This window comes from Burkholderia sp. GbtcB21, from assembly GCF_019091065.1.
Taxonomy (GTDB): domain Bacteria; phylum Pseudomonadota; class Gammaproteobacteria; order Burkholderiales; family Burkholderiaceae; genus Burkholderia; species Burkholderia pyrrocinia_C.
Window position 1 is genome coordinate 282148 of the sequence record NZ_JAGXKA010000007.1, and the last position, 14053, is coordinate 296200.

At 66.1% G+C, this 14053-nt stretch carries 11 protein-coding genes; 6 read left to right on the plus strand and 5 right to left on the minus strand.

Annotation, left to right across the window (positions count from 1 at the left end; all coding sequences use genetic code 11):
* Window positions 1–5: 5 nt before the first annotated feature.
* Entirely contained in the window at window positions 6–1472 is a 1467-nt protein-coding gene (locus KVT39_RS18705; protein WP_105390806.1) for a flippase, read from the plus strand.
* On the plus strand, window positions 1469–3937 hold the full coding sequence (locus KVT39_RS18710; protein WP_217589950.1) for a glycosyltransferase family 4 protein: 2469 nt from the start codon (window positions 1469–1471) through the stop codon (window positions 3935–3937). The genes KVT39_RS18705 and KVT39_RS18710 overlap by 4 nt, the downstream gene beginning before the upstream one ends.
* Before the next feature lie 403 nt (window positions 3938–4340).
* Here KVT39_RS18710 and KVT39_RS18715 read toward each other — a convergent pair whose 3' ends face one another.
* Window positions 4341–5516: an acyltransferase gene (locus KVT39_RS18715; RefSeq protein WP_217589951.1), complete on the minus strand. Its 1176-nt coding sequence runs from the start codon at window positions 5514–5516 to the stop codon at window positions 4341–4343.
* Between the two features lie 228 nt (window positions 5517–5744).
* Here KVT39_RS18715 and KVT39_RS18720 point away from each other — a divergent pair, with 228 nt between their 5' ends.
* Both KVT39_RS18720 and galU read left to right on the plus strand, forming a co-directional pair.
* Window positions 5745–5888, plus strand: a complete 144-nt coding sequence (locus KVT39_RS18720) for a hypothetical protein (protein ID WP_006479318.1) — start codon at window positions 5745–5747, stop codon at window positions 5886–5888.
* A 230-nt stretch (window positions 5889–6118) separates the two neighbouring features.
* On the plus strand, window positions 6119–7006 hold the full coding sequence (gene galU, locus KVT39_RS18725) for a UTP--glucose-1-phosphate uridylyltransferase GalU (RefSeq protein ID WP_034179975.1): 888 nt from the start codon (window positions 6119–6121) through the stop codon (window positions 7004–7006).
* A gap of 387 nt (window positions 7007–7393) precedes the next feature.
* Here the strand turns inward: galU and KVT39_RS18730 are convergent, their stop codons facing one another.
* Window positions 7394–8512: an acyltransferase gene (locus KVT39_RS18730; RefSeq protein ID WP_034179974.1), complete on the minus strand. Its 1119-nt coding sequence runs from the start codon at window positions 8510–8512 to the stop codon at window positions 7394–7396.
* A gap of 261 nt (window positions 8513–8773) precedes the next feature.
* Here KVT39_RS18730 and KVT39_RS18735 point away from each other — a divergent pair, with 261 nt between their 5' ends.
* Window positions 8774–9223, plus strand: a complete 450-nt coding sequence (locus tag KVT39_RS18735) for an HU family DNA-binding protein (protein WP_034179973.1) — start codon at window positions 8774–8776, stop codon at window positions 9221–9223.
* A gap of 359 nt (window positions 9224–9582) precedes the next feature.
* On the plus strand, window positions 9583–10374 hold the full coding sequence (locus KVT39_RS18740) for an AadA family aminoglycoside 3''-O-nucleotidyltransferase (protein ID WP_217589952.1): 792 nt from the start codon (window positions 9583–9585) through the stop codon (window positions 10372–10374).
* A gap of 172 nt (window positions 10375–10546) precedes the next feature.
* Here the strand turns inward: KVT39_RS18740 and KVT39_RS18745 are convergent, their stop codons facing one another.
* The 3 genes from KVT39_RS18745 to KVT39_RS18755 all read right to left on the minus strand — a co-directional run bounded on the left by KVT39_RS18745 (window position 10547) and on the right by KVT39_RS18755 (window position 13921).
* Window positions 10547–11020, minus strand: coding sequence for a VOC family protein (locus KVT39_RS18745; RefSeq protein WP_217589953.1), 474 nt, complete (start codon window positions 11018–11020; stop codon window positions 10547–10549).
* A gap of 388 nt (window positions 11021–11408) precedes the next feature.
* Window positions 11409–12566 (minus strand): porin, encoded by a 1158-nt coding sequence (locus tag KVT39_RS18750; protein ID WP_217589954.1) that lies wholly within the window; start codon window positions 12564–12566, stop codon window positions 11409–11411.
* Window positions 12567–13000: 434 nt separating this feature from the next.
* Window positions 13001–13921 carry a YihY/virulence factor BrkB family protein gene (locus tag KVT39_RS18755; RefSeq protein ID WP_131949288.1) on the minus strand — a complete coding sequence of 307 codons (921 nt, stop codon included), beginning with the start codon at window positions 13919–13921 and terminating at the stop codon, window positions 13001–13003.
* Between the last annotated feature and the right edge of the window lie 132 nt (window positions 13922–14053).

Genomic DNA, 14053 nt, shown 5'->3' on the forward strand with positions numbered 1-14053 from the left:
CAAGCATGGACAAAGGCATACTCAAGAACGTTTCGATCAATTTCATCGGGCTGATCCTGCCGACCTTCGTGTCGCTGGTGACGGTGCCCGCTTATATCCACGCGCTCGGCGTCGAACGCTATGGCGTCGTCAGCCTCGTGTGGACGCTGATCGGCTATTTCGGGATCCTCGATCTCGGGATGAGCATGGCCGCGCAGAACCACATCTCGAAGGCGCTCGCGAGCGGCAACGACGACGAAAGCGCGCGCGTGTTCTGGAGCGCGTTCTGGCTGAATCTCGGCACCGGCGTCGTGGGCGGGCTGCTGATCTATTTCGGCGCGTTCGTCTACACCGCGTATTTCACGAAGGTGTCGGCCGCGATGCAGCACGAGGTGTATCTCGCGCTGCCGTGGCTCGCGCTCGCGATTCCGCTCGCGAACGTGTCGTGGGTGTTCGCCGGCGCGATCAACGGCGCCGAACGGTTCGGCGTGTTCAACACGAACCAGACGATCGGCACGTTCCTGTTCCAGTTGCTGCCGCTCGGCGCCGCATGGTGGATCGCGCCGAACCTGCAGACCGTGCTCGCCGCGGCAGTCGTCGCGCGGCTGATCGCGGCGGTGATGCTCGGCCACGCCAGCATCAAGGTGCTCGGCATCCGCCGCATCGATCCGCCGCAGTGGGGCACCGCGAAGGGGCTGTTCAACTTCGGCGGCTGGATGCTGATCGCGAGCACGACGAGCATGATCGCGGACACGCTCGACCGCGTGATGCTCGGCGCCGGAATGGGCGCGAAGTTCGTCACCTACTACACGGTGCCGCAGAACCTCGTCACGCGCCTGAACATGCTGCCGAACGCGCTCGTGCGCACGCTGTTCCCGCGCCTGTCGGCGGTCGGCCGCGATCACGCGGACACGCTCGCGCGCCAGTCGCTCGAATTCCTGAACGGCGTGTTCACGCCGGTCGGCATCGTCGCGATCTTCGCGCTCGCGCCGTTCCTCACGCTGTGGGTCGGCGCCGATCTCGCCGCGCATTCGGCGCCGGTCGGCCGCGTGCTGGTGATCAGCGTGTGGCTCGTCGGCCAGGCGAGCGTGACGCGGATCCTGATCCAGTCGCAGGTCAACCCGGCCCGCGCGGCGTTCGCCGGGCTCGTCGAGATGCCGTTCTTCGTCGGCGGCCTGTGGTTCGGCATTCATCACTTCGGGCTGATCGGCGCGGCGGTGGTCGTCGCGGCGCGTGCGTTCGTCGACTACGGCGTGCTGCTGTATCTGTCGGCGATCCGGATGCGCGCGATCGTGCTCGACATGCTGGCGCACCTGGCCTTCCTGCTCGCGAGCCTGTTTCTCGCGCAGGCGTGGCCGGGGCTCGGCGAATCGATCGGCATGTGCGCGATCGTGCTGGTGCTGAACGTCGCGTGGTCGCTCACGATGACGCCGGGGCTGCGTGCGCTCGTGCGTGACCTGTTTGTCCGTCTCAATGCGAGGAAAACGATATGAATCGCGATCTGGCGGAACACGCCATCCTGAACCTCGCCACCGCCGATGCGGCTGCGGCCGAAGCGGGCGATGCCGCCGCGCTGCGCCGGTCCATGCCGGCCGAGCGGGCCAGCGCGCGCCAGCCGGCACGCGCGCTGCGCGTGGCGATCGTCCACGACTGGCTCGTCACCTATGCAGGCGCCGAGCGCGTGCTCGAACAGATCGTCGCGTGCTTTCCCGACGCGGACCTGTTCAGCCTCGTCGATTTTCTCGACGACCGCGCGTTCGTGCGCGGCAAGCCGGTGACGACGTCGTTTATCCAGAAACTGCCGTTCGCGCGCACCAAGTACCGCAGCTACCTGCCGCTGATGCCGCTCGCGATCGAGCAGCTCGACGTGTCCGACTACGATCTCGTGATCTCGAGCAGCCACGCGGTCGCGAAGGGCGTGCTGACAGGGCCGGACCAGGTGCACATCAGCTACGTGCATTCGCCGATCCGCTATGCGTGGGACCTGCAGCACCAGTACCTGGAGCAGTCGAACCTCACGCACGGGCCGAAATCGCTGCTCGCGCGGATGATTCTTCACTACATCCGCAACTGGGACACGCGCACCGCGAACGCGGTGGACGGCTTCGTCGCGAACTCCGCGTTCATCGCACGGCGCATCAAGAAGGTCTACCACCGCGACGCGGCGGTGATCTTCCCGCCGGTCGACGTCGACGGTTTCTCGCTGAACGCGGTCAAGGACGATTTCTACCTGACCGCGTCGCGGATGGTGCCGTACAAGAAGATCGACCTGATCGTCGAGGCGTTCTCGAAGACGCCCGAGCGCAAGCTGGTCGTGATCGGCGACGGCCCCGAGATGCAGAAGATCCGCGCGAAGGCCGGCCCGAACGTCGAGATCATGGGCTACCAGCCGTTCGCGGTGCTGCACGACCGGATGCGGCGCGCGAAGGCGTTCGTGTTCGCGGCCGAGGAGGATTTCGGGATCTCGGTCGTCGAGGCGCAGGCCTGCGGTACGCCGGTGATCGCATACGGCAAGGGCGGTGCGCTCGAAACCGTGCTCGACCCGCAATCGGGCGCGAATCCGACCGGGCTGTTCTTCGACGAGCAGACGCCGCACGCGATCGTCGCGGCCGTCGACGATTTCGAGCGCGCGCCGCAGCGCTTCACGCCGAACGCATGCCGTGCGAACGCGGAGCGGTTTTCCGCCGATACGTTCCGGCGGCGCTTTCTCGACTATGTGGAAACCGCGCTGCCCGGCTCGACCGCGCAGCGCGGCACGGCCGTCGCGCCGATGCCGGCCGCGCGCGGCCCGGCGACGCTCGTGCTCGACCAGAGCGGCGTGCTCGGCGGCGCCGAGCTGTCGCTGCTCGAGATCATGAAGCACATGCGCGCGAACGCCGACGTGCTGCTGTTCGACGACGGCCCGTTCCGCGCGGCGCTCGACGAGATCGGCGCGCGTGTCGACGTGGTCGACCAGGGCGCGCTGGCGGCCGTGCGCAAGCAGGGCGGCGTGTCGGCCGGCGCATTGAAACAGCTCGTGCGGCTCGTGCGCGACGTCGCGCGGCGCGCGCGCCGTGCCGAGGTGATCTACGCGAACACGCAGCGCGCGATGGTGGTCGCCGCGCTCGCCGGGCGGCTCGCGCGCAAGCCGGTGGTCTGGCATCTGCGCGACATCGTCAGCACCGACCATTTCGGCAGCAAGCAATTGCTGGCGATCAAGTACTGCGCGCGGCTCGGCGTCACGCGCGTGATCGCGAACTCCGATGCTTCCGCGCAGGCGTTCCGCACGCTGACGGGCTTCACGCCGCAGCACGTCGACGTCGTGTTCAACGGCATTTCGGCCGAGCCGTTCGATGCGCTGGAAGGCGTCAGCCAGGCTGCGCTGCGCGCGCGCCTCGGGTTGCCGCAGGATGCGTGGCTCGTCGGCTCGTTCAGCCGTCTGGCGCGCTGGAAGGGGCAGCACGTGCTGCTGGAGGCTGCCGCGCGGCATCCCGACATGCACGTGGTGCTGGTCGGCGCGCCGTTGTTCGGCGAGGACGAATACGCGGCGCAACTGCACGAATACGTCGCGCGGCACGGGATGGGCGCGCGCGTGCATTTCCTCGGGTTCCAGCGCGACGTGGCCGCGTGCATGACGGCGGTCGACGTCGTCGCGCACACGTCGATCACGCCGGAGCCGTTCGGGCGCGTGATCGTCGAAGGGATGCTCGCGCGCCGGCCGGTCGTCGCGGCCCGCGCGGGCGGCGTCGTCGAGATCATCGAGGACGGCGACAACGGGCTGCTCTGCGAGCCGGGCGATGCGACCGCGCTGGCCAATGCGCTGGATACGCTGAAGCGCGACGGCGCGCTGCGCGAGCGGCTCGTCGCGAGCGGGCGCGTGACGGCGGTGCGCCGGTTCGGCACCGAGACCTACGTGGAGCGGGTCGAGAAGATTCTCGCTGATACGGCGAAGGCTGCGAAGGCGAAGAAGCGGGCGTAGCAGACGGCGCCAGCCGGCGGGAAACGAAACGAGCCCTCATGCGGTGTTGTGCCGCGTGGGGGCTTCGTATTTCAGCGGGTGCGTTTGGTCGGGCGAGTGGCGGGTGGGCTGGTGCGGGCCGTGTCGTGCACGGGCGTGGGATCGACCGGTTGCCGTTTCGATCGGGATCGTGCGGCTGACGGGGCGGCAAGGCGGCCAGGTGGCCAGGCGGCGCCGGGACGAATCCGATAGGGGGCAGCCCAGGGCCGGTGCATTGCGACCGGACAGGCGGCCGTCACGCGCGCCGGCATACAGGGTTGGTTGTGTATCCTCCTGACCCGCCATGCAACCGCGCTTCGGTCGTGAAAAAGCCCCCGCGCAGCAAGGCGCTGCACGGGGGCTTCGAAACCGGTCCGGCCGTGGATCAGACGGCCCGCTCGGGCGCCTGCGCGACGACTCGGGCAGTGCGCGTCGGCTTGAAACTGGCCGACCACGTCATCGCCGGCCGTTCGAACATCCGGTAGAACAGGTACGCGACCGGAATCGCGGCGGCCATGAACGCGATCGACGGCCAGATCGACAGTTGCAGTTCGGAGTGGAACAGCACCGAGCCGAGGCACACGAACAGCGGCAGGTGGATCAGGTACAGCGAGTAGCTGAAGTCGCCGAACCAGCCGAGCACGCGCAGCGGCGGCGTCGGGCGCGGCGGGCGCGCGAGCGCGCGGTACAGGAAGCACGCGAAGCCGGCCGACCACAGCTGGAACGCGCCGTACTGGCCGAAACGGAACGCGCCGCAACCGGCGGCCAGCAGCACGGCGGCCGCGACGTACCACGCGCGCGACGGCACGGCGGCCGCGCCGCGCGCCTGCTGAGCCCGCACGTCGGCGATCCATGCGCCGATCGTCCAGGACAGCCAGTACGACGTGAAGAACTGCAGGTCGTGCCGTTCGAGCAGCCACGCCGACGCGACGTTGACGAGCGCGACCGCGGCCACGACGGCCGGCATGCCGATGCGCCGGCGCAGCGCGAACAGCAGCGGGTAGATCGCGTAGAACTGCACTTCGAGCGACAGCGTCCACAGCGCGCCGTTCGACCCGTATGTGTAGCCGGCGACGCCCTGCAGCGAGAACAGGTTCACGAGGAACGCGGTGATGCCGATGTCGCGGATCTTGTGGCTGACGGGCTCGATCTGCAGGCTGACCAGGTCGAGCGCGAGCGTGAACAGCAGCGCGGCGAGCAGCACCGGGTAGATGCGGGCGAACCGGCGTGCCCAGAAGTTGGGCGCGTCGAGCCGGTACGCGGGATCGGCCGCGAGCTTGAGCGCCGCGTTGCGGTGGATGCAGTAGCCGCTGATCACGAAGAAGATCGGCACGCCGGCGGAGCCCCACGCGAACGGGAAGGTCAGGTAGCCGACGATCACGCTCGGGTCGAGCGCGCGACCGTAAGCATGATGGAAGGTCTGCATCCCGACCCAGACGACCTGGCGGCAGTGGAAATAGGCGACGAGCAGCGCCGCGAAGCCGCGCATCGCGTCGATGACGTGTTCCTTGTGATCGGCGACGGGCGGCGCGGTCAGAGACGATCCGCTGAATGCTTGCATGCGATTCGATTCCTTGCGACGGATGGTGTGGAAGACGGACGAACGGGAAGTCTCATCGTAATGCGCAAGAATTCGATCAATGAATAAAAAAATCTCGCCCGGAAATAACGGAATTCCGCATGATGGTTTTATCTGGATTCTGAAAGCGGTTCCGCAGGCGCGTCAATTATTTGCCGATTTTTTTCTGATAGTTTGAAGCTCCAGTTGATTGATGCAAGGAGCGGCAAGATGGACATGCATTGGATCGCGAGCGCTGCAGTACTGCTGGTCATGGCCGTGCTGTCGGCGTACCGCGAAGCGCTGAAGAACGAGCCGATTCGCCCGGGCCTCGAACGGGGCGGCGTGCCCTATATCGAGGAATTCGAATCGTAAGAATTTGTATCTGGAAAATCGGTAATTTGTTTCTGCTTCGGCACTCGGTCCGGCAATATCGACCGGATTGAAAGGATTATATTTTTTTCGGAAACATTGGGCAATCAGTCCATATCGAAAATGAGCGGAGTGGAATTGGCAGTGCCGTCGATTCTCGATATGCCGTTCGGAACACAATCGCGCCGGGTCGCAGGTGGACGCGGCGCAGTCAACGCAATCAGGATGCGAACATGTTGAAAGTCACCAAGGCCGTGTTCCCCGTTGCCGGTCTCGGCACGCGGTTCCTCCCGGCAACGAAGGCGAGCCCGAAGGAAATGTTGCCCGTCGTCGACAAGCCGCTGATCCAGTACGCGGTCGAGGAAGCGATCAACGCCGGTATCACCGAGATGATCTTCGTCACCGGGCGCAGCAAGCGCGCGATCGAGGATCATTTCGACAAGTCGTACGAGATCGAGGCCGAACTCGAGGCGCGCGGCAAGGAAAAGCTGCTCGAACTCGTGCGCGGCATCAAGCCGAGCCACGTCAACTGCTTCTACGTGCGCCAGCCGGAAGCACTCGGTCTCGGCCATGCGGTGTTGTGCGCGGAGAAGCTCGTGCACGGCGAGCCGTTCGCGGTGATCCTCGCCGACGACCTGCTGCACGGCGAGCAGCCGGTGCTCAAGCAGCTCGTTGACGTGTTCGACCACTATCACAGCTCGGTGATCGGGGTAGAGACGATCCCGCGCGAGGACAGCCGCTCGTACGGCGTCGTCGAAGGCCGCGAATGGGAGGAGGACATCATCAAGCTGTCGGGCATCATCGAGAAGCCCGCGCCCGAGGATGCGCCGTCGAATCTCGGCGTGGTCGGTCGTTACGTGTTCATGCCGACGATCTTCGATCACCTGCGCAAGCTCAAGCCGGGCGCGGGTGGCGAACTGCAATTGACCGACGCGGTCCAGACGCTGCTCGCGAACGAGCAGGTGCTCGCGTACCGCTACTACGGCACGCGTTTCGACTGCGGCAGCAAGATCGGCTATCTCAAGGCAACCGTCGAGCTCGCGCTCCAGCATCCGGAAGTGAGCCGCGAATTCGAGGCGTACCTGCGTACCTGCTTGCCCGCGCTGGCTGCCGTCGCGTAGGCGGCTGCGCGCTCCGTTGTTTCAGGTGGTGGTTGTTCCGTTGGCCCCGGCCGCTCAGGCGCCGGGGCTTTTTTGCATTTGCCGGTGCGCGATCGTGGTGCGTTCGGCCGGCTTGTCGTGCGGTCGGGTTCGCGTGGAGCGTGGTGCCGTGTGTGGAACGGGGCGCTCCGGCGCGGTCCGGCGTCACGCCTGAAACCGGTGCCGAAGCACTTGCCGGGGTGTGCGGTGCGGCGTTGTTGTCGTTGCGCGATGCATTGTCGACGTTCGCGCCGGCGTCGGTCCGCCGGTTTATGACGCAGCGCCGCCGCGCGTCAGCTTCCCGGCGCTACCTGCCTCGCGGTCTTCCCGCGCATTTCCCGCCCGGTGTTTTCCGCTTCCGCGTGGCGCTCAACGCGCCGACGTACTCGGCCGCGCGACGAAATGCCGGGCGAGCATCGCGGCGATCGGCTTCTTGAAGTCGAGCAGTCTTTTTTCGAGATAGCGCCAGGACAGGTGCGCGAGCAGCACGGCGAGCGCGAATTGCAGCATCTCGGGCAGCGCTTCGCGGACGATTTCCGGCATCGGCACGTGCGCGAAGAGCGCGGGCATCACGCCGAAGCGCGTCGGAATCAGGTTGTGGAACAGGTAGAAGCCGTAGCTGATCGTGCCGAGATAGACGAGCGGCGCCCAGTCGAGCAGTGCGACGACGGGATGCTCGGGCTCGCTGACGATCCACAGCATCAGCGCGCCGAGCGACGCGGACAGGCCGAGATCCGCGAGCCCCGCGACCGCGTCGGGCAGTGCCGTGCACGCAGGCAGTGCGAGGAAAAACACGACGCCTGCCGCGCCGAGCCAGCCGGGCGGGACGCGGCGCACGGCGGCCGGGCCGTGATCGGCGAGCGCGATCGCGCCGACGCCGCCGAGCGCGATCAGCGCGAAATTCCACGGGGAAAACGCGTAGATCAGCACCGGCGACGCATCGGACAGGTAGAGCGCGAGATGCGCGGCCGCGCACAGCGCGACGGCCGCGACGCCGAGTGCGACGTGTCGCGCGGCGGGCACCGCGAGCAGCGCGAGCGGTGCGATCAGATAGAACTGCTGTTCAACCGCGAGGCTCCAGAAGTGCGACGTGGAGCCCGGCCAGCCGTCCTTGACGACGCCGATCCAGTAATTCGACAGGAACGCCGCGTGCCACGCGAGCCCGAGGTTGACGCCGCGCTGGTAGAAGAGCGCGTGCGCGATCGCGAGCGCGGCGAGCAGCAGGTAGTACACGGGGAAGATCCGCAACGCGCGCTTCGCGAGGAACAGCGCGAGCGCATGGCGGCGCGTCATGGTGCCGCATTCGACCGCCCGGCGGTTGCGATGCAGTTCGCCGACGATCAGGAATCCGCTGATGAGGAAAAACGTCCACACGCCAAGCTTGCCGACGTCGACGGCAAGGACGTGGCCCTTGTGGGACAGGAAAACGAGAATGACGGCGATGGCTCGCAGGCCGTCGAGTCCTTTGACGTATCTGACTTCGCGCATGGAGGCATCCGGGCATTGAGCGAGCCCAGTATAGGTGCGCAAATATCGAACGTAATTCGCGTTCGGACGCATACGTGAAGGCGTTTTTTGACGCTCGAGCGTCGGCGAAGTCGGTCGCGCGCAACAAAACCTGCGGGAAACCCCGCGAAAACGCATAAAAGTACTGCACGAAGCGTCAAGGCGCTTGTAGAATCCGGCGTTGAAGCGTGCGCAGTGCACGCTTCGTGTATCCAACGAACGACCACACCTGGTAGGAGAAACATGGCGACTTCCGCAAAAAAGGTGGCCAAGAAGGCTGCCGCCGCACCGGCCAAGAAAGTGGCTGCTAAGAAAGTAGCGCCCGCGAAGAAAGTAGTGGCCAAGAAGGCCGCCGTCGCGAAGGCGCCCGCTGCTCCGACGCCGCTGAAGGACAAGTTCACGAAGGCATCGCTCGCAACGCACATCGCTGAGCGTGCAGCCGTGGAAGTGAAGGCGGTCAAAGCAGTGCTCGTCGCACTCGAGAACGTCGTGCTGGGCTCGGTCCACAAGAAGGGCGCAGGCGAGTTCACGCTGCCGGGTCTGCTGAAGATCACGGCACAAGTCGTGCCGGCGAAGAAGAAGCGCTTCGGCAAGGATCCGTTCACGGGCGAAGAGCGTTGGTTCCCGGCGAAGCCGGCCAGCGTGCGCGTGAAGGCACGTGCGCTGAAGAAGCTGAAGGACGCGGCGGCGTAATGCCGCGCAACGGCTGCCGAATGCATGTCGGCAGCCGTTGCGATGTCCTGCGATCCCCGTACGCGAAAGCGTGCGGGGATTTTTATTGCGCCGCGCAAATCGCGCGGCAGCGAAAACGCGAAGCGCCGGCGATGCGTGGTTCGATGCGTGCCGCGTGCCGCGTGCCGCGTGCCGCGTGGCGAATGGCGAATGGCGAATGGCGAATGGCGAATGGCGTGCCGCGCTTGCGCAATGACGGACGGCAATCGTCGTCCGCGCGTGCCGTTATACCGCCGCAGCCCGTCGCTCTCGTCGCCTCACCTCGTTACCTCGTCGCTCCCGCTGCATCTGTTGCGTGCGTATCGTGAGGCCCGCGCATCGTGACTGAATTCGTCCCGTCTGAAATCGCCGGGCAGGTCGCCACCGCGCGCGCCGCGCTCGAGCGGCATCTCGGTGCGACGCTGGATGCGATCCACCTGTTCGGTTCGGCGCTCGACGGCGGCTTGAAACCGCGCAGCGACATCGACCTGCTGGTGACGGTGGCCGTGCGACCCGACGAAACGGCGCGGCGTGCGCTGATGTTCGACGTGCTCGCTGCGTCGGCGCCGCCCGGTCACGCAGGCGGCATGCGCGCGCTCGAGGTCACCGTCGTCGCGCACGGCGACGTGGTGCCGTGGCGTCATCCGGCGCGACGCGAACTGCAGTTCGGCGAGTGGCTGCGGCGCGATCTCGAAGCAGGCATCGTCGAACCGGCGCTCGCCGATCACGATCTGGCGATCCTGTTGACGAAGGCGCGGCAGCACAGTGTCGCGCTGGTCGGTCCGCCGGCGGCCACGCTATTCGAGCCGGTGCCCGCCCGCGACTTTGTCGCCGCGCTTCTCGCTACCGTTGCGCAGTGGAATGCCGAACCGGACTGGCGCGGCGACGAGTGCAACGTGGTGCTAGCGCTCGCACGCATCTGGTACAGCGCGGAAACCGGCAGGATCGCGCCCAAGGACGTCGCCGCGGCATGGGTGCTGGAGCGCCTGCCGGCCGCTTACCGGCCGGTTGTAGCGGCTGCGCGTGCCGCCTATTTCGGTGGCGAAGCGGGCGCGGCGATCCTGTCGGGCGAACCGCTCGCCGCGTTCATCGGCTACGCGCGGCGGACCGTCGAATCGATGCTGTCGGCGTAGCGGCGGATGCCACGGTGCGCGCGATCGGCTTGCGGGCCGGCGCCTTGGTGGATCATGAGCGCTTTCGCCGCCGCACGCGCAAGCCGCCGATCCGGGCCGCCCGCCGGCGATTCGCGGTTCGCGACACGCTTGACCGGCACGCCGTCACGCATCCGCGGCACGACGCGCTTCGTCAACCCGCCGTGCCCGCATAGGCAGCCTTCAGCGCGGCGTCGTCGAACTTGGTCATCTGCATCATCGCTGCGGCCACGCGTGCCGCCTTGACCGTGTCTCGATCGGCCATCATCGGGATGAGCGCTTCCGGAACGATTTGCCACGACACGCCGTAGCAGTCCCTGAGCCAGCCGCAGCCGTCGGCCGTGCCGCCGTTGTCGAGCAGGGCGTTCCAGTAGCGGTCGAGTTCCGCCTGGTCGGCGCAACTGACCAGCAGCGAAATCGCGTGGTTGAACGTCTCCGTGCGTTTGTGGCTCATCGCGATGAACGGCTGCCCGAACAGCTCGAACTCGACCATTCGCGTACCGTCAGTGCCGGACACCGACGTGACGCGCACGACGCGTGAATCCGGAAAGATGCCCGCATAGAAGGCCGCTGCTTCCTCGGCTTCCGTCGAGTACCAGAGAAAAGGCGTGATCTTCTGAATCGTCATGGCGAATCTCCTGTCTGTAGTGGCCGGGCCGCAAACCGCGTGCCGCTGTCGATACGACGGACGACGGCCGCCGAATTCGACACACGTGGGGCGAATGGCCGTCGCGCCGGATGAGCGGCGCCGACAGTGCGGATGGTAGTCGCCTGGAGGAAAGACGGCGACCTGGCCGGACACCCGGAAGCGGCATTTGCAGCGCTTTGCAGCCGCCAGGCGCCGTTGCCGGCCCGCCGACGTGCGGTCGGGCATCGGCTTCGTTCGCCGGCCCGTACAGGCGCTGTGGGCACGCGTGAGACGGACGAAAAAAAGCCAGCCGCGGCCGAAACCGGGGCTGGCTTTCCAGTTCGGCGGCAAGGCGTCGGAGACGCCATGCACGCCGGATACATCGTTTTTAGAACTTGTGGCGAATGCCGAGTGCGACCATTTCGGCCGAGCTCTTGCCGGCGAAGCCGTACGAAGCGATCGACGCTTGCGCGCTTTGCTGCACGCCGTCGACGAGCTGCGTGCCGCTCGCGTGCTGGTATGCGCCAACCAGGTAGATGTCCGTGCGCTTCGACAGCGAGTAGTCCGCGCCGACGCCGACCTGATGGTACTTCGCCGACGTGTCGCCGCTTGCCTTCGTGTACGAGTAGCCGAGGCCCAGCAGCAGCGGCGGCGTGACCTGGTACGTCGCGAAGCCGCGGATCGTGTTGTACTTCTCGGTCGAGCCGAAGCCCGAGAACGCGTCCGGCTTGTACTGTGCGTTGCTGTAGCCGACGCCGAACGTCACCGGGCCGATCGCGTACTGACCTGCGACTTGCGCGATGGCGATCGACTTCGCCGTGGCGTAACCCGAGTTGATCGGGCCGTCGAAGATCGCGTCGGACGTCGTCGAACCCCAGCCGCTGCGCAGGGCCGTGGCCGTCGGCGACGGGTTGTTCGCGTAGAAGTAGCCTGCGGCAACGCCGACCGGGCCGTTGTTGTAGGCGGCTGCGACCGACCAGGTCTGGCCCGCGCCCGTCTTGCCCGCTACACCGCCGAGGCCGTACATGCCTTCGACCTGGAAGCCTGCGAAGACCGGCGACGTGTACTTGATTGCGTTGCTGACGCGCAGGCTGTTGTCGTTGTTGTCGACGTCGCCCGGCGTGGCCATCACGCTGCCGAAGTAGTTGTCGGCCGTGACTGCCTGGACCAGGTCGACCAGCGGGTCGTACTGGCGGCCGAGCGTCAGCGTACCGTATTGCTTGCTGTCGAGACCGACGAATGCCTGACGACCGAACATGCGGCCGCCCTGGTTCAGCTTGCCCGTACCCGGATCAAAGCCGTTTTCCAACTGGAAGATCGCCTTCAGGCCACCGCCGAGGTCTTCTGCGCCCTTCAGGCCGAAGCGGCTGCCTTGCAGGTTGCCCGACAGCATTTGCCACGAGTTGTTGGCTTGACCGTCATTGCCGTGCACCCATGCGATCGACGTATCGATCACGCCGTACAGCGTCACGCTCGACTGAGCGTGCGCAGCGCCAGCGGCGCCCAGCAGGGCGAGCGAGAGGGTCGAGAGAGCAAGTTTCTTCATCGTTGAGATTCTCCACGCAAGTGATTCATCGTTATTTGTTGCGGATTGGAGAATAGCTCAGTGCCATCCACGCAAGAAAGCTTAAAAAATAAAGTGTCTCGAAAAGGTAACAGCGTGGAAAAGTCCATATATATCAAGCACATCAACGACTGTTCCTGTTTTTGAAATAGTTGACAATTGCTGCGGCGCGATTGTTTCAATGCTTGATGCACATTGCGGCAGACGTACTGTTTCGGCCGGTTGGAGCAGCGAAATGAGTGCTTGCAAACGTTTGCCGTTGCAACTGCGAACGCGCCGACGTACGAGAAACGCGTCAACGCCGCGCGAATGCACGGCGGACAGCGTGGTTGCCAGGAGTCGGGCGGATGTGCGAGGGGGCATTGGCGGCGCGCGCGATGCCGGCGCGCAGCCGCTTTGCGGAGGAGGCGGGTGAATCAGTCGTTGTGCATGCGATCGGTCTGAGCGTGTACGGCCGGTGCGATACCGGCGGGCCGGTGCGCGTTGCCGCGGGCCGCCGCGAATTCCGCGCCGAGCAGCAGCACGATCGCAGAGAAGTACAGCCACATCAGCAGGACCGCGAACGATCCGGCCGCGCCGAACGCACTGGCCGTGCCTGCATGCGCGAGGTACAGCGCGAACAGCTTCTTGCCGCCGGAGAACAGGATCGCGGACACCACGCCGCCGACCGCGGCGTCGCGCCACGCGACGCGCGCATCGGGCAGGAACTTCATCAACGCGGCGAACGCGCCGGCGAGCACCGCGATGCCGACGAAGAACTGCACGAGGTTCGTGACGACGACATACGGCGAATCGCCCAGCAGCCAGGTGCCGACGAACGTGATCGCAGTGTCGAGCACGAGCGACACGATCAGCAGGAACGCGACGCCGAGCACGAGCCCGAACGAGATCAGCCGCACGCGCACGAGCCCGAGCATGCTCGACCAGCGGTTTTCGGTGGCCGGCCAGATCACGCTGAGCGCGGCGCTGAGCGACGCGAACGTGGCCGACGCGCCGACCGCGAGCGCGGCGAACGAGATCAGCGTCGCGAGGCCGCCGCGCTCGCCCGCGCGGTGCGCGTTCTGCACGATCGTCTGGATGCTGGCCGCCGCGTCGTCGCCGATCAACTGGTGCGCCTGTTCGAACACCTGGCCGCGCGCGGCGTCGTCGCCGTAGAACCAGCCGGCCACCGCGATCACCATTACGAGCGTCGGCGCAAGCGAGAACGCGGAGAAAAACGCGATGCCCGCGGCCATCGACGAGCAGCGGTCGGACGAGAAGCGCTTGAACGCGGTGAGGGCCCAGTTGGCCTGTTGCTGGGCAAGACGGGTTGCTTCGGAAGTGATCTGTCGTTTCATGACGGTTAGGTTGCGCGCGGAACGCGGATCATCGTTGGTAATCAGACAATTCAGCATTGATCCGAGGATTCGATCATAGTTGCTCGAACTGTCTATAATTCCTTTCAGTTTCCTCCACCCCACAATAACGCC

What these genes read in the sequence shown, in the direction of transcription:
- KVT39_RS18745 (WP_217589953.1), bottom strand. Translation starts at nt 11,020, where the DNA reads ATGACGATTCAGAAGATCACGCCTTTTCTCTGGTACTCGACGGAAGCC.
- KVT39_RS18730 (WP_034179974.1), bottom strand. Translation starts at nt 8,512, where the DNA reads ATGCGCGAAGTCAGATACGTCAAAGGACTCGACGGCCTGCGAGCCATC.
- KVT39_RS18710 (WP_217589950.1), top strand. Translation starts at nt 1,469, where the DNA reads ATGAATCGCGATCTGGCGGAACACGCCATCCTGAACCTCGCCACCGCC.
- KVT39_RS18735 (WP_034179973.1), top strand. Translation starts at nt 8,774, where the DNA reads ATGGCGACTTCCGCAAAAAAGGTGGCCAAGAAGGCTGCCGCCGCACCG.
- KVT39_RS18720 (WP_006479318.1), top strand. Translation starts at nt 5,745, where the DNA reads ATGGACATGCATTGGATCGCGAGCGCTGCAGTACTGCTGGTCATGGCC.
- KVT39_RS18755 (WP_131949288.1), bottom strand. Translation starts at nt 13,921, where the DNA reads ATGAAACGACAGATCACTTCCGAAGCAACCCGTCTTGCCCAGCAACAG.
- KVT39_RS18750 (WP_217589954.1), bottom strand. Translation starts at nt 12,566, where the DNA reads ATGAAGAAACTTGCTCTCTCGACCCTCTCGCTCGCCCTGCTGGGCGCC.
- KVT39_RS18715 (WP_217589951.1), bottom strand. Translation starts at nt 5,516, where the DNA reads ATGCAAGCATTCAGCGGATCGTCTCTGACCGCGCCGCCCGTCGCCGAT.
- KVT39_RS18705 (WP_105390806.1), top strand. Translation starts at nt 6, where the DNA reads ATGGACAAAGGCATACTCAAGAACGTTTCGATCAATTTCATCGGGCTG.
- galU (WP_034179975.1), top strand. Translation starts at nt 6,119, where the DNA reads ATGTTGAAAGTCACCAAGGCCGTGTTCCCCGTTGCCGGTCTCGGCACG.